Source organism: Marinitoga okinawensis (assembly GCF_055387075.1).
Window position 1 is genome coordinate 1,282,940 of record NZ_AP042422.1, and the last position, 15,770, is coordinate 1,298,709.

A 15,770-nucleotide genomic window follows, 5' to 3' on the forward strand; every position below is an offset into this window, starting at 1 on the left:
GAGGAATTATGAGAAGAATATTAATTACAGCTCATTCTGGATGCAATAATACAAAAGAAAATTCTTTTGAACATATAAATTCTGCAATTGAATCAAATGTCGATATTATTGAAATTGATATTGACATTAGTATGGATAAAATCCTGGTACTTTCTCATAATCCATTTATTTATCAGCATTCTGGACATTTTGAAAAAACTTCGAATATTTCAAGTGAAGTTTTAAAATCAAACGGTATTATCACTTTGGAATCAGTATTGAAAGATATTAATATGACAATACCTCTTAATTTAGATTTAAAAAGTGAATATGTTATAGAGTCAGTTATAGAACTATTAAAAAAGTTAAATTACACAAATAATATTATTTTCACAGGATGTAATTCTAGATGGGTTACTAAATTAAGGAGTTTATCTGATGAATATGGAGTTTTTCTTAACTCACAAGAGTTTGAAATTTTAGCAAAGGAAGAATACAATAATTTCATAAAAATATTTATTAAAACAGCTATCAAAACAGGTGCTATAGGACTTAATTTAAACTACAATTTATGTAATGAAGAACTTGTATATCGAGCACATTTAAACGGGTTATTTGTCCAAGTATGGACTATTGATAAAGAAGAAGATATGAAAAAGATGATAAAAATGGGTGTAGATGGAATAACTACTCATAATCCATTATTATTAAAAAGATTGGTAGATGATTTTTATGGATAGTATATTAAAATTTTTTAATTTAAAAAGTTTATGGGAAGTAAAGTGGGCTCATGGAGTTAATTCCAAAAATGATTTAAAAGAAGCATGTTCTTCTGAAGTAATGATGATTGAAGGTGATGTGAAATCAGATCCATTTGGCAATATAATAATGGCACATCCCCCTAAAGAAACAAGTGATATTACATTTTTTGAGTGGATAGATCAAATAATTTCGTGTAAAAAAGGAGCAAAAATTGATTTTAAAGATAAAAATTCTATTTTACCTACCATTGAATATTTGAAAATGATAAAACCAAAAATTCCAATATTTTTACATGCTGATATTTTAAAAGGGGCTGGAGGTTCGGAAAGCGTTTTTAATCCTTATGAATTTATTGGTACATGTAATAAATTGTATCCTGAAGCTATTCTTTCTTTAGGATGGACTACAGGCCCTAAAGAAAATGGGTATTTTTCAAAAGAACAAATAAACGAAATGATTTTTTATGCAAATAAGAGTATAGCGAATCATATAACAATATCTATAAGGACATCATTTTTAATAAATTCTTGGAATAATATAAAAGAAATATACAAATATGATAGATTTTCTATAACTCTTTGGAATGTAGAAAAAATAACAAATGAACTAAAAAATTTTATTGTTAATAATATAAATATAGAAAAAACGTTGTTAGATTTAAGAAATGATGAAGTATTTCGTTTGAATTAATATTATGTTGAGTTGGATATAATATCTGAAAAAATTTAGAAAACTAAATATATTGAAATATAATTATTAAACAAAAAAAGTGGCGTGAAAACGCCACTTTAATAATATTAAAAAATTTCACTCATTCTTACAGGACGTCCTTCTTTGGCTGATAATAAAGCTGCTTTTGCTATTAAAGTTGCTTTTAATCCATCTTCACCAGAGACAGGAACTTTTTTATTATTTAAGATAGAATCAACGAATACTTTTATCTCATCTTTAAATGATTGCATATATCTTTCAAGGAAAAAGTATAAAGGTTTATCTTCTATAACTCCATTTTCATTTAATAAAATAGTGTTTGTAGGTTTATCATTTTGAGCTATAGCGCATCCTTTAAGCCCAAAATATTCAACTCTTTGATCGTAACCATAAGAAGTTTCACGGCTATTATCAATTATGCATACAGCATTATTTTTGAATTTTAATGTGATTACTGCAGTATCATAATCACCTAAATTTTCAATTTCAGAATTTATTAAAACTTTCCCAATTGCAAAAACTTCTTCTACTTCTGATCCTGCAAGATATCTTGCCATGTCAAAATCGTGTATAGTCATATCCATAAATATACCCCCAGAATTTTTTACATACTCTACAGGAGGAGCTTTTGGATCTCTTGAGGTTATTTTTATTATATGAGGATTTCCCAATTTGTTTTCTTGTGCTAAATCTTTTATTTTTTTGAAGTTATGATCAAATCTTCTATTAAAACCTATTTGTAAATTCACACCATTTTTTTCAACAATATTTAAAGCTTCTTTAATAATTTCAATATTAAAATCTATAGGTTTTTCGCAAAAAATATCCTTTCCTGCATTAGCACTTTCTATTATTAATTGTGCATGTGTATTTGTTGGAGAACAAATAATTACTGCATCAACCTCATCATCATTTATAACTTCCGAAAAATCAGAAAAATACTTTTTTGCCCCTACCTTTGTAGCTAACTCCCTTGCTGCATCAATATTAATATCTGCAATACTTATTAATTCAACATTACTTAATTTTACAATATTCGTTGCATGAATTTTTCCAATTCTACCCGCACCAATTATCCCAATTTTAAGTTTTCTTTCCATAATTTCACCTCAAAATCCAATTAATTTTTTTATATAATTTCTAGCTTTTATAGCATATTCCAACGGTGGAGCTTTCTGAGGATCTTGTTCAGCTTCCACCACAAGCCAACCTGTGTAATCAATTTCATTTAAAATATCAAAAATTGGTTTGAAATCAATAATTCCATCGCCAGGTACAGTAAATACTCCTGCTTTAACAGCCTCTAAAAAGCTCAAATCTTCACTATATGTTTTTTCTAATATTTCTTTTCTTAAATCTTTTAAATGGACATGTTTAATTCTGTTTGGGAATTTTTTAATTAATTCCACTGGATCACCGTTTGCAAATACCATATGACCTGTATCAACCAATAAAAATACCTTTTTAGGGTCTGTCAATTCCATTAATTTAACAGTTTCTTCATAACTTTGAACACCTGTACCCATATGGTGATGATATACTATTTTCATATCTTTTTCTAAAGCCAAGTCTCCAAGAATATTCAAACCTTCAGATAATTTTTTCCATTCATTTTCGTTGAAAATTGGTTTATTTTTGCATAACGGAATATTTATGTTCCCATGAATAGACTTACCACATTCAGCGACAACAATAATCTTAGCTCCGACTTCTTTTAAAAAATCTCTATGTTTTTTAAAATTTTCAATAGTTTTATCAAATTTTCCTATAGTAAAAAAAGTACTAAACCATTGACTTGCTACTTTTAAATTTCGCTTTTCTAATTCTGATTTTAATATTTTTGGATTTTTAGGGTATTTATTTCCTATTTCAGTGCCTTCAAAACCAGCTTTTTGCATTTCATTTATGCATTGTTCAAATGATATTTCTCCCCCTAATTCCGGCATATCATCATTTGTCCAAGCAATGGGAGCAATACCTATTTTTATATCTTCCCTTCTCATCATGATTTTTCCCCCAATCAGTAGTCTTTAGAATATTTTTCTAAATAAGCATCATGCTTTTTCTGAGCTTCTATCACTCTTTTATTTTCAGAATGATGAGATATTCCAACTCTCCAAAAGGATTCGTAACCAGAAGATTGTGTACCAGGTATAACCTTTATGTGAATTAATGTACTGATTTCAGATTTTTTAGCTTCTTTTAAAGCTCTTTTTAAATCTTCAATAGAGTTTACGATATAAGATTTTGCTCCATAACTTTCGGCATTTTTTGCAAAATCAATATCTATATAATCACCGTCAAGTTCATTGGTTTCAAGATTTCTGTACCTCAATTCATTTCCGAATCCATTTTTACTTCCATGCCCCTTTTGCAATGAGTTTATAGATTGGAACCCGCCATTGTCAAACATAATGATGTTTATTTTTTTTCTTTCTTGAATAGTTGAAACTAATTCTGAATGTAACATAATATAACTGCCATCACTAACCATAGTCCAAACTTCTTTTTCTGGCTCAGATAATTTTACTCCGTAAGATCCTGCTATTTCATAACCCATGCAAGAAAATCCATACTCAAGATGATAAGTTTTTCTTCCTTTACATCTCCAAAGTCTGTGCAAATCACCTGGTAAACTTCCTGCAGCACCTACAATAATATCATTCTCATTCAAAAATTCGTTAATTACTCCCAAAGCTTTTGTTTGAACAATACCTTTTTTAGATTCTAAAGAATATAATCTGTCAACTTCATTTTTCCATTCATTTTTTAAAGAGGAAATATAATCTTTTTTGTAGGAAGCTTTATAATTATGTTTTTCAAGTAAGTTTTTTAATTCCTTCAAAGCGAGTTTGGCATCTGACAAGAGTAATGTCGAGTCCATTTTTATACCGTCAAATCTTGAAACATTAATACTTAATATTTCGACTTCTGGATTCTGAAATTGTGTTTTTGATGCGGTTGTAAAATCCATTAATCTTGTTCCTATGGCTATAATTAAGTCTGCTTCTTTTGCTAATTTATTTGCTACCAAAGTTCCTGTAGTTCCAATTCCTCCCATATTCAATGGATGATCCCAAGAAAGTATACTTTTTCCTGCCTGAGTAAATCCAATAGGAATATTAAATGCTTCGGCAAATTCTTTTAATTCATCATATGCAAATGAATAGTGGATGCCACCACCTGCTATAATTAACGGTTTTTTCTTATTCAAAATAACTTTTAAAGCTCTATTTAAACTCTCCGGATTTGGTTGTCTTCTTTCAATTGTCCATACTCTTTTTTTAAAAAAAGATTCTGGATATTCATATACTTCACCTTGAACATCTTGAGGTAAAGCCAATGTGACAGCACCTGTTTCTACAGGATCAGTTAAAACTCTCATAGCATTTATTGCAGCTGTCATTAATTGTTCAGGTCTTTCAATTCTATCCCAATATTTACTTACAGATTTAAATGCATCATTAGCTACCATTTTGTAATTGTTAGGAAATTCTAATTGTTGTAATACAGGATCAGGTTGTCTTGAAGCAAAAATATCTCCGGGTAAAAGTAACACTGGAATTCTATTAACTGTGGCAGTTGCTGCAGCTGTTACCATATTTAAAGCACCAGGCCCAATTGAACTTGTACAAGCAAAAATTTCTAATCTATTTTTTTGTTTAGCATAAGCAGTGGCTGCATGAACCATCCCTTGTTCATTGTGGCCTTGATAAAATTTTAATGATAAATCATTCATGTTTTCCAGAGCTTCTGCAATTCCCAATACATTACCATGCCCAAAAATACCAAAAACCCCTTTTACAAATTTATATATTTTTCCATCAAGTTCAACGTATTGATTATCTAAAAATTTTAATAAAGCCTGTGCCATCGTTAATTTTATTCGTTTCATTTATTTCTCCTCCTCTGGCCAAATGAACGCATTTTCCTCCATTACCCACATATGTTCTTTTACAAAAACAGGTGTAATATATGGATTATTTTCTAAGTGTCTTATTGCCCATATATAGTACATTGCATAACCAGGAGCAGAAACTTGTGGATGTACCTTATCATTTAATATTTTTATCGTATCACCGTCAAATACTTTATAAGCATCATCACCTAATATAGATATTCCAAATCCATGTTTGGGATATATTCTATAATGATAGATCTCCGGTTGCGGATGATGATGTGGAGGATAACTTGACCACTTTCCTGGATAATTTACAACTTCACCAAGCACTAAGTTGGCATATGGAGCATTTGCTTTATCAAAAATAGTTCTAACTATTCTTGTTGATGTTTCTTTCATTGTACCTTTTCCGCGTTGTTCAGATCTGGTATCTTCGGGTTTATAAAATACACTTTTGAAATCATTACCGTTTTTTGTTGCAACATAGCAAATTTCACACTTGCTAGTGGCAGTTAATTTTACTTTTGTATTTTTTGAAACATGTAGTGTGTATGGTAGTTCATCAAGTAAAGAATTTCTTCTAACACTATATGAAGCATCATCGAATTCAAAAGTAACGTCTCCACTCATTAATAAAAAGGCTCTTTCTTTTTTTTCATCATTCGTGTAAACATCATTTTTTTCTAATATTATTATTCCAAAGTCCATCATTGTGTTGTTATCTTTTTCATCTTCAGAAGTTATTTGATTATATCCTCTTCTAAATTCATTTTTTTTCTTTATTAACAAAAATATCCCCCCTTATTTTCTACTTATAACTTTTTTTACCTTTTGAATAATATCTTGTGCAGTTAGATTAAAGCGTTTTTTCAAATATTCAACATCGCCTACTTCACCAAATTCATCATTTATTCCAACCATTTCCATGGGTATTGGATAATTTTCTGAAACTATTTTAGCTACAGACATTCCCAAACCGTTAATTACCGTATGATTTTCAGCAGTTACAATTGCACCAGTTTTTTTTGCACTTTCAATTATCAACTCTTTATCAATAGGTTTTAATGTAAACATGTCTATTACGCGTACATTTATACTTTCATTTTTTAACTGTTCAGCAGCTTTTAAAGATTCTTCAACCATAATTCCGCTTGATATTATGGTTGCATCACTTCCATCTAAAAGCAAAACACCCTTGCCTAATTTAAATTTACTACCTTCTTCATATATTTTTGTTGGGAATTTACGTAATAGTCTAATATAAAACGGTGCTTCAGTATAAGTAATTTGTTCAACTAAATTTTCCATCATAACACAATCTGTAGGTTCAACTACATACATAGTTGGTATTGATAACATAACTGCAAAGTCTTGTAACGCCATATGGGTTCCACCATTATATGCTGCTGTTATTCCAGGGTCTGTAGCAACCAATTTAACATTTAATCTTGCATAAGCAACTGACATATAAACTTGATCGAGAGCACGTCTTGACATGAATGCAGTAAAAGTATGAGCAAATGGAATTTTATTTGTTGCAGCTAATCCCGCAGCTATCCCCACCATATTTGATTCTTGAACACCTATGTTAAAAGCCCTTTCAGGAAAAACGTTTAAAAATTTCAATGTTCCATTTGAATTCATTAAATCAGCATCTAAAACAACAATTCTTTCATCATTCCTTGCCAATTCTATTAATTTATCTATATATGCATCTCTCATCATTTTTGTATCGTTTTTTCTATTATTCAAAATTTTTATATCCATTAAGACTCACCTTCTTCAAGTATCTTTAATTCTTTTTCAAGTTTTTCAATTGCTTCTTCAATTTCACTTTGTTTTACTTTTACATGATGCGCCACTTTCCCCTCCAAAAAAGAAACACCTTTTCCTTTGATTGTATTTAAAATAATTACAGAACTTTTATTTTTAATATTTTTAGCTTTTATTATTGCGTTGTATATTGCTTCAATATCATGTCCATCAACTTCAAGTGAATACCATCCAAAATCTTCCCATTTTTTTCTTAAATCTCCTAAATCATTTATTTCATAAGTATATCCATCTAATTGTTGTTTATTATAGTCAACAAAAACCGTTAAATTATCAATTTTTGCGTTACCACCATATAAAGCCCCTTCCCAAACTTGTCCTTCTTGAGTTTCGCCATCGCCTAACATTACGTATACATAATTATCTTTTTTGGAAAGTCTATGCCCTAGAGCCACTCCTAAAGCTGTTGACATGCCTTGACCCAAAGAGCCAGTTGTCATATCGATTCCGGGTGTTAAATTTTTATCCGTATGACTTGGCAATAATGTACCACCTTTATTCAAAGTTAAAAGCCAATCTTTCGGAAAATATCCTTTTAAAGCCAAAGTTGCATATAATGACGGACCTGCATGACCTTTTGATAAAATAAACCAATCCCTTTCTTCCCATTTTGGATTTTGTGGGTTTATTTTCATAATTTTTCCATATAATACGGCAAGTAATTCTACAATGGACATGGCTCCTGGTAAGTGCCCGAAGCCCAAATGTCCGATTTCTTTTAATGTTTCGATTCTTATTTGAATGGCGAATTTCTTCAATTCTTTGATATCTTCTTTTGAAAGCATAATTTCACCAACCTTTTTTTACTAATTCTTTGATTTTTTCATTAATTGCATCTCCAACTTCGTTAGTTTTTGCATTTCCGCCAATATCTTTTGTAAGATATTTTCCTTCCTCTGTAACTTTTTCCATTGCTTCCATTATTAATTTAGCTGAATCACTTTCACCTAAATGCTCTAACATCATACTTGCTGTCCAAATGGCACCTATAGGGTTTGCTATTCCTTTTCCGGCTACGTCCGGTGCAGAACCGTGTACAGGTTCGAACATAGAAGGATATTTTTTTTCAGGATTGATATTTGCACCTGGGGCTATACCTATGCTTCCTTGCATTGCAGATCCTAAATCTGTTAATATATCTCCAAATAAATTCGAAGCAACTACTACATCAATATTTTCTGGATGTAGCAAAAAATATCCTGATAAAGCATCTACATGCATAATACGAGTTTCAACTTCAGGATAATTATTTTTTAGTTTATTAAAAACTTCATCCCAGAAAACCATACTATAATTCAGAGCATTTGATTTCGTTGCAGATATTAAATTCTTGTTTCTCTTTAATGCTATTTCAAAAGCATATTTCATAACCCTTTCCGTCCCTTTTTTGGTAAAGATAGAAGTTTGGATTGCAACTTCATCTTCTGTTCCTTGATTAATGCGACCACCAGTTCCGGAATATTCACCTTCCACATTTTCTCTAACAACTATAAAATCTATTTTTTCATTTCTTAAAGGTCCTTTTATACCTTTTAATAACTTTACAGGCCTTAGATTTATATATTGATTGAATTCTTTTCTTATTGGTAATAACAATCCCCACAATGAAACATGATCGGGAACCCCTGGAAAACCAACTGCTCCCAAATATATCGCTTCAAAATCCCTTAAAATTTTTATTCCATCTTCAGGCATCATCTTTCCTGTTTTTAAATAATATTCACAACTCCATGGAAATGTTTTAAATTCAAAATCTATTCCGCCGTGAACATCTCTTATAGTGTTAAGTACTTTTAACCCTTCGTTTATTACTTCAACGCCAACACCATCACCAGGTATTACAGCTATTTTATATTTTTTCACAAAATCACCTCTTTTTATATGCTTTTTTTAACGCTTTTATCAGCGGTAATTCTTTTCCAGATAAAAACCTAACCATTGCCCCACCAGCTGTACAAATATAACTGAACTTTTTTTCTGCATCTTTTACCAATTTGTTGGCTGCACTTACAGAATCTCCGCCGCCTACTACAGAATAAGCAGATGAATTCGCTACAGCATTCCATATTTCATATGTTCCTTTTTCAAATATTTTATTTTGATCGTAAGCTCCTGCAGGACCGTTAACAAATATTGTTTTTGCATTGTTTATTTCTTTTTTAAATAATTCAATTGTTTTTGTACCAATATCTAAAAATAAAGCATCTTCAATAGGTAAATCTTCTAAATTTACCTCAACTCTTTCATCATTATTTCCATATGCAAAATCAATTGGGTTAATAAATTTATCTCCCCATTTTTCCATGAACTCTTTAGCAGGTTCAAAAAACTTGTTTAAAGATCGATCATATATAAATTTTTCTTGCTTTTTACCAAAAGATTTCCCTTGAGACATATGCATAATTATTCCTGTCACACCACATGTTAATATTTTATCCGCGGTACCATTTTCTAATACTTGTTTCATCATTCCAAAAGCATCTGAAACTTTTAGTCCACCTAAAATAAAGATAGAAGGTTTTTTTGGTTTTTCCATTACAGTAGTTAATGCCTTGATTTCAGAAATTAACAATCTACCACCGGCAGTAGGTAAAATTTCTTCAAATGCAACCATTGAAGGAGCATTTCTATGTGCAGCTGCAAAGGCTTCATTTACATAAATATCTCCAAGAGGTGCTAAATGCCTAATTAAAAATGTATTTAACATTTCTTTTGGAGTTAATTTAACAGCTTCTTCAAATGTTGATATTTCTTCACTTAAATATCTAAGATTACCTAAAATAATTCCCTCGCCTATATTTAAATTTTTAACAGCTTCCTGAGCAGCGGGACCAGCAACATCATCAATATATTTTATTTCTATACCGAGTTTCTCTGAAAGTTTTTTTGCATGTTCTTCAAGTGGAATTAAATTAAAGTAATCTAACGAATCCCCCTGATGAGCTATAATTGCTAATTTAGCTCCTTTTTCCAATAATTCTTTTATTGTTGGGATACTTTTGTTGATTCTGTTTTCATCTACTATTTTCTTTGTTTTTGGATCAAGTGGTGAATTAATATCAACTCTTAAAATAACGGTTTTGTCATAAAAATTAAAATCATCTAAAGTATTTATCTTGAGATCTATCATATTATCACCTCACTTTATAAAATTTGTACGGCGACTAACAGTCACCGCACAAAAATTATCAATAGTTGATATTTTTAATGTTTAAATATTTGTTAGTTAAAGAAACAGCTTCTAACCTATCTTTTTGCATTTCCATAGCAGCTCTTATTCCATCTATTGTTTCAGGAATCGTAACAGATTCTTGTGGGATATGAATAGAATATAATATTCTATCATCAAATACGGTAATTGTTTCTTCCCAGATAAATACTTCGTATAAGTCTCCTCTTGGATGTCCTAAATCGCGAGCAAATTTAAAAATCGCAGCATTTCCTAAAAATCCATCTTCGATTTTTACAACACGAATTCTTGGATGCTCTTCAAATATTTCTATTACTTCCTGTGTAGTAACAGATTTTTTTGGTTTAGCAGCAACTGTTATAAAATGGCCATGAGTAACAGGAGTGTGAACTAACGTTCCTGTAGCTTTTACATGAGGCATTACAAGCATTAAGTCCACTGCTTGATGATTTGGAACTTTATCTACTTTTAAGGCATTTGTAAGCCCTCTGTGATAATCACCAGGATCTGCAACTCTTCTAACTATTGTAATTATTACATTGTCTATCCCGAATACTCTATCCAAAGCATCTACGGTTCTAATTAAACCCGTGGTATTACACGAAGTAAGTTTTAAAAATTGTTTTCCTAACCCTTTTTCAAAATTTGCGTACCCATGGAAGAAAACGTCTGCTATTTCTGTTTTTTCACCACCTTGAAAAATAGCTTTTTTACCATATTTTTCATAGAGTTTTTTATTTTTTGCTCCAATTCCGGCACTTGTTGCATCTAATATTATGTCACATTTCTGTATTAAATCTTCTAAAGTACCCGAGATTGGAATACCATATTTCTCTAATTTTTCTCTGTTTTCAGGAAGAGCTAAATAAAAATCATATGGCATTCCCTTTTCTTTCAAAGCTAACACGGGTAATGTTGGTGAAACATCAGCAATTCCGATTAACTCCATATCTTTTTGTAAAGCAACTCCATCAGCCAACCTTTGACCAATTGTACCATAACCTACTACCCCCACCTTTACCATACTTAACAACTCCTTTCTCAAAGTTTCACACTTTTCCTAATTATTGGTTTTGTAAAAAGAGAAATCATTATAGGATGCAGATTAATTCCATTCATTAAATTAAATAATCTCCCTGCAGACAAATTTCCCATTTCTTCTCGTGGAACTCTAACAGTTGTAAGTTGAAACTGTTCAGCAACATTCAAATCGTCAAATCCAATAATTCCAATATCTTCTGGTACCTTATAGTTATTTTTTTCTAAAACTTTTATTATTTCTATAGCACATAAGTCTTTACTTGTTACAATAATTTCCGGTTTTTCTTTTACCACATTCAATGTTAATTTTTTTAAATCCGAAATTTCTATAAAAGAATAAACTTTTGGTGTTAAACCTATTTCGATCATAGCTTTTTCGTAACCTAATTTTCGTTGTTCAAAACTGTAATGTTCTTCTTTATAATGAAAATAAACTATTTTTTTATAACCTTTATTTAAAAAAGTTTTTACTATATTATATGTTCCTAAAAATCCGTTGCTTACAATACTATCAACATCAAGACCCCAAATATATTCATCAACTACAACAACAGGTTTATCAAAATTTAAAAAGTATTCGATATCTTCCTTTTTTAAACCACCGCCAACTAACATGAATCCATCAATTTCATCAAAGGATATATTTATTTTTTTATCTTCAATTGAAAAAATAAACAAATTTGATTTTAATTTTGAAAAATAATCTTTAATACCAGACATTATAGGAACATAGAAATTGTTTTCAGAATTATGAAGTCCATCGAAAACTTCATCAGTGCATCCAATTCCTATATTCCACTTATTTTTCTTGGCTAAATTTTTTGCAAATAGATTTGGTTCATAACCTAATGATTTTATAGCCATGATTACCTTTTTTCTGGTTTTTTCGGAAACATTGGGATTATTATTCAAAACTCTTGAAACTGTAGCTATTGAAACATTCGCTATTTTAGCAATATCTTTTGTTGTAATTATATTAATCACCCCCATTTTGAAAACGCTTACAATTTTCATATATTTAATTATACATTATTATTTAGTTAAAAAACAAATAATAACAGATAGTATTAAAGCACATTATATATGATTATATAAAATTATAATTGATTATATATATAAATTTAAGTTTATTATAATATGAATAATAAAAAACATAGAATTTAATTTGTAATCAATTATATAATAGTATAATTGTTATTTATCGTATAAAATTAGATTTTTTTTAAATAAAAAAAAATGGTAATATTTTAAAGAAATTATTTTTGAAAACGCTTACATAAAAAATAAAGAGGAGATGAAATTATGAGCATTAGAGATTCTTTAGAGAAAAAAAGTAAAGATTTTTTAAGTAAAAGAAAAAAAATCAGGAAAAACACAATGAAAAATATATTTGGTAAAAGATATTATATTTTTCCAAAAAATATAAATTTACTAAATTATAATAAAAGACCTATTGCTGTATTTAATCCTGGTACAATATTAAAAGACAATATATTAAGTATTTTCCCTAGATTAATATTTGACTACTATAAATATACGTCTAGTATAGGTTATTTTGAGATAGAAATTGAAAATATATTAGAAGGAAATTTAGATAAACATATTGATACAAAAATAATTTTGTATCCGGAATTTTTATGGGAATTTTTGGGGAGTGAAGATCCAAGAATAATTGAAAGCCATGGGGAGTATTTGATGTTATATACTGGCAAAGGGTATATTGATTTCCGAAAAAAAAGAAGAGATGTTTTAGCTTTTGCAAAGTTAGATAAAGATTTCAAAATAAAAAGAAAAGATTATTTTAGAATTTTTGATGGAAATGAGTATTATTTACCAGAAACAATGAAAGACAGTGCTTTTTTAAATTTCAAAGGAGAAAACGCTTCTTTACTTACCAGAATTCAAGTGAAAGATAAGTTCTTTTGTTGGAGAGGATTGGCGAATGTTAATAAATCAACTATTGATATAGAAACATTAAATCCAGTTTTTGCAATGGAAAGTTGGGAAACAAAGGTAGGTTGGTCTACTAATTCTATCAAGTTGTCTGATGATGAATACTTAGTAGGTTGGCATGCGGTAATGAAAAGTAATCTTTCTTATAAAAATGGTTTTGCTATAGTAAGTGGAAAAGGCGAATTATTAGGAATCAGTGATTATTTATTATATCCAGAAGGGCTGGATGAAAATTATGGAGATAGGCCTTTTGTTATTTTCGGTGATGGGCTTGTAAAATATAAAGAATACGTTATTTGGGTAGGTGGAATTTCGGATTATGCAATAGGAATTTTTATTACAACATTGAAAGAAATAACTAAAAATATGAGAATAATATAAAAAGGATAAAAAATTGTTCTAAATGTTTGGTAACGTATAAAATTTGTGTCATCCATCACTTTAGCTCCTCTATCGAGCTATTCATCTTTTTTAAGAAAGAATCACAAAATACGTCTATAATCCTTGATACAACTAAATCCAAAATGTGCAATAATTAATAATACATAAAACTAATACTAAAAACAAATTTTAAATTTAATAATGTTAAATCTTGTAGTTAAAAATTACAAAAGGATTTTTATTCCAAAAATTCATATAAAAAATTACAGAAATTGCTACTAAAGCATATTACGTTACAGACGATAATCAATATGAAATAATTTAAGAATAATAATCCAATTTCATTACCATCCAAGAAGAGGTATTTACACAAAATATTATATGCTACCGTTAAAGCTGTGGTTATAATTTTTCTACTATATATTCATCAATATTTCTTTTTTCTGAGTTGATATTTATTCCTATTATATATATTTCTTTATTTTCACTTATGTATTTTTCATAATATTTCTTTTCTTTTATTTGTTCTATTGCTTCTTTTGCGCTTTTATCTAATTTTATTTCAAAAAGATATATTTTATTATTATGTTCTAATACTAAGTCACTTCTCCCAAGATTTGTTAGTTCTTCTGCTGTTATGTTTAACCTTGCTGATGCTAATATTGTATATATTAATGAGTGATAATAACTTTCTCTTTTTTGATGTAAGTTATACGGTATTGCACTTATTATCCTTTTTATTTCTTCTATTAATTCTTTTATTTCATTTTTTTCTACTAATTCATATATTTCATATATTTTTTCATATGTTTCTTCATTTAGACCATAATTTGCTTCTAATATTAGTTTTGAGAAACTATTTTTTACTTCTAAATTTGGATAGTCTAATATATATTTTTCTGTTATTCCATATTTTTTTATTCCTTTAAAGGTTAAGTATCCTGCTTGTGCAAAGAATATATTTGCATTTGCATCTTCTATTTCTCTTGTTGTAAAGTCTAATGAATCTACTGTGTATTTTACTAAATCCTCATATTCTATTTTTCTTCCTTTTACATATTCGTATATAAATGATGGGGATCCACTTTCAAACCAATAATTTTGAAATTTTCTTTCATCAAAGAATCTTAATACTGAGAATGGATTATATACAAAGTGTTCCCCGTCAAATGAGAATCCATTATAATATGTTTTTATTTCTTTTAGTAATTCTTCTTTACTTATCCCCATTTCCTTTGCTGTTTCTTCTATATGTTTTTTAAAATAAAATTCAAGTTCTTTTTGGGTATAACCTAACATTTGAGAATATTTTCTGTTTAGAGATATGTCATTTAAATTATTTAATGCTGAGAATACTCCTGTTTTGGTGAATTTCGTTATTCCTGTTATGAATACAAATTTTATGTATTCATCATTAGATTTTACCGTTACATAGAAATCTCTTAGTATTTCTCTGTATTTTTCTGCTTTTTCTTTGTTATTTATATTATCTAATATTGGCTTTTCATATTCATCTACTAATATCACTACTTTTCCTTTTTTAGATAATTTATATATTAATTCATCAAATGCATATTTATAATGATTACTCTCTATTTTTATTTCATTTTTCATTGCTTCTTTTTTTATTATTTTCAATAATCCTTCTTTTAATTCTTCCTCTGTATTGCTTGTTGTATCCAATAAGCTTATTCTTATTATTGGATATTCTTTAAATTCCCATTTGTCATATATGTATGTATTTTTAAATAATTCTTTTTCTCCTTTGAATATGTAATATAATGTCGAGATGGTCAAACTCTTTCCAAATCTCCTTGGTCGAGATAAAAAATAATATTTTCCATTATCTATTAAATCGAAAATATATTTTGTTTTATCCACATATATGTAATTTCCTTTTATTATTTCCTTATAATCCTGTATTCCTATTGGTAATTTTTTCATCGTTTCACCCCCAAAACTATCAATACTACTCAAAATATCATCTCATAATTGAATTATATCACAATTCAGCAACTT

Annotated in this window: 14 protein-coding genes; 3 read left to right on the top strand and 11 right to left on the bottom strand. The window is 28.8% G+C overall.

Annotated features, from left to right (window positions below):
- The first annotated feature begins 8 nt into the window (after positions 1-8).
- Together ACZ5CK_RS06350 and ACZ5CK_RS06355 are read left to right on the top strand one after the other, a co-directional pair.
- Positions 9-719 carry a glycerophosphodiester phosphodiesterase gene (locus tag ACZ5CK_RS06350; protein ID WP_464580994.1) on the top strand — a complete coding sequence of 237 codons (711 nt, stop codon included), beginning with the start codon at positions 9-11 and terminating at the stop codon, positions 717-719.
- A complete protein-coding gene (locus ACZ5CK_RS06355; RefSeq protein WP_464580995.1) occupies positions 712-1,431 on the top strand; it encodes an FAM151A/B family protein in 720 nt (239 codons plus the stop codon). Before ACZ5CK_RS06350 ends, ACZ5CK_RS06355 begins: the two co-directional genes overlap by 8 nt.
- Before the next feature lie 107 nt (positions 1,432-1,538).
- Here ACZ5CK_RS06355 and iolG read toward each other — a convergent pair whose 3' ends face one another.
- From iolG to ACZ5CK_RS06405, 10 genes are read right to left on the bottom strand one after another with little or no spacing between them, the layout of a single operon-like run.
- Positions 1,539-2,552: an inositol 2-dehydrogenase gene (gene iolG / locus ACZ5CK_RS06360; protein ID WP_464580996.1), complete on the bottom strand. Its 1,014-nt coding sequence runs from the start codon at positions 2,550-2,552 to the stop codon at positions 1,539-1,541.
- A 9-nt stretch (positions 2,553-2,561) separates the two neighbouring features.
- Entirely contained in the window at positions 2,562-3,458 is an 897-nt protein-coding gene (iolE, locus tag ACZ5CK_RS06365) for a myo-inosose-2 dehydratase (protein WP_464580997.1), read from the bottom strand.
- A gap of 14 nt (positions 3,459-3,472) precedes the next feature.
- Positions 3,473-5,347, bottom strand: a complete 1,875-nt coding sequence (gene iolD / locus ACZ5CK_RS06370) for a 3D-(3,5/4)-trihydroxycyclohexane-1,2-dione acylhydrolase (decyclizing) (RefSeq protein WP_464580998.1) — start codon at positions 5,345-5,347, stop codon at positions 3,473-3,475.
- Entirely contained in the window at positions 5,348-6,142 is a 795-nt protein-coding gene (locus ACZ5CK_RS06375; RefSeq protein ID WP_464580999.1) for a 5-deoxy-glucuronate isomerase, read from the bottom strand.
- A gap of 12 nt (positions 6,143-6,154) precedes the next feature.
- Positions 6,155-7,120, bottom strand: coding sequence for a transketolase family protein (locus ACZ5CK_RS06380; protein ID WP_464581000.1), 966 nt, complete (start codon positions 7,118-7,120; stop codon positions 6,155-6,157).
- The gene (locus ACZ5CK_RS06385; protein ID WP_464581001.1) at positions 7,120-7,971 is read right to left on the bottom strand and encodes a transketolase; all 852 of its coding nucleotides are present in this window, start codon (positions 7,969-7,971) and stop codon (positions 7,120-7,122) included. The genes ACZ5CK_RS06380 and ACZ5CK_RS06385 overlap by 1 nt, the downstream gene beginning before the upstream one ends.
- Positions 7,972-7,975: 4 nt before the next feature.
- Complete coding sequence (locus ACZ5CK_RS06390; protein ID WP_464581002.1) at positions 7,976-9,049, bottom strand: tartrate dehydrogenase; 1,074 nt, start codon at positions 9,047-9,049, stop codon at positions 7,976-7,978.
- Between the two features lie 4 nt (positions 9,050-9,053).
- On the bottom strand, positions 9,054-10,316 hold the full coding sequence (locus tag ACZ5CK_RS06395) for a phosphoglycerate kinase (protein ID WP_464581003.1): 1,263 nt from the start codon (positions 10,314-10,316) through the stop codon (positions 9,054-9,056).
- Between the two features lie 58 nt (positions 10,317-10,374).
- Positions 10,375-11,400 carry a type II glyceraldehyde-3-phosphate dehydrogenase gene (locus ACZ5CK_RS06400; protein WP_464581004.1) on the bottom strand — a complete coding sequence of 342 codons (1,026 nt, stop codon included), beginning with the start codon at positions 11,398-11,400 and terminating at the stop codon, positions 10,375-10,377.
- 17 nt (positions 11,401-11,417) lie between these two features.
- Complete coding sequence (locus ACZ5CK_RS06405) at positions 11,418-12,401, bottom strand: LacI family DNA-binding transcriptional regulator (protein ID WP_464581005.1); 984 nt, start codon at positions 12,399-12,401, stop codon at positions 11,418-11,420.
- Positions 12,402-12,719: 318 nt separating this feature from the next.
- Between ACZ5CK_RS06405 and ACZ5CK_RS06410 the strand changes: the two genes are divergently transcribed.
- Complete coding sequence (locus ACZ5CK_RS06410) at positions 12,720-13,751, top strand: glycoside hydrolase family 130 protein (protein WP_464581006.1); 1,032 nt, start codon at positions 12,720-12,722, stop codon at positions 13,749-13,751.
- Positions 13,752-14,153: 402 nt separating this feature from the next.
- Here ACZ5CK_RS06410 and ACZ5CK_RS06415 read toward each other — a convergent pair whose 3' ends face one another.
- Positions 14,154-15,695: an ATP-binding protein gene (locus ACZ5CK_RS06415; RefSeq protein ID WP_464581007.1), complete on the bottom strand. Its 1,542-nt coding sequence runs from the start codon at positions 15,693-15,695 to the stop codon at positions 14,154-14,156.
- Positions 15,696-15,770: the final 75 nt, after the last annotated feature.

Coding starts and splice junctions, on each gene's coding strand:
- ACZ5CK_RS06350 (WP_464580994.1), top strand. CDS start 9: ATGAGAAGAATATTAATTACAGCTCATTCTGGATGCAATAATACAAAA.
- ACZ5CK_RS06355 (WP_464580995.1), top strand. CDS start 712: ATGGATAGTATATTAAAATTTTTTAATTTAAAAAGTTTATGGGAAGTA.
- iolG (WP_464580996.1), bottom strand. CDS start 2,552: ATGGAAAGAAAACTTAAAATTGGGATAATTGGTGCGGGTAGAATTGGA.
- iolE (WP_464580997.1), bottom strand. CDS start 3,458: ATGATGAGAAGGGAAGATATAAAAATAGGTATTGCTCCCATTGCTTGG.
- iolD (WP_464580998.1), bottom strand. CDS start 5,347: ATGAAACGAATAAAATTAACGATGGCACAGGCTTTATTAAAATTTTTA.
- ACZ5CK_RS06380 (WP_464581000.1), bottom strand. CDS start 7,120: ATGGATATAAAAATTTTGAATAATAGAAAAAACGATACAAAAATGATG.
- ACZ5CK_RS06385 (WP_464581001.1), bottom strand. CDS start 7,971: ATGCTTTCAAAAGAAGATATCAAAGAATTGAAGAAATTCGCCATTCAA.
- ACZ5CK_RS06395 (WP_464581003.1), bottom strand. CDS start 10,316: ATGATAGATCTCAAGATAAATACTTTAGATGATTTTAATTTTTATGAC.
- ACZ5CK_RS06400 (WP_464581004.1), bottom strand. CDS start 11,400: ATGGTAAAGGTGGGGGTAGTAGGTTATGGTACAATTGGTCAAAGGTTG.
- ACZ5CK_RS06410 (WP_464581006.1), top strand. CDS start 12,720: ATGAGCATTAGAGATTCTTTAGAGAAAAAAAGTAAAGATTTTTTAAGT.
- ACZ5CK_RS06415 (WP_464581007.1), bottom strand. CDS start 15,695: ATGAAAAAATTACCAATAGGAATACAGGATTATAAGGAAATAATAAAA.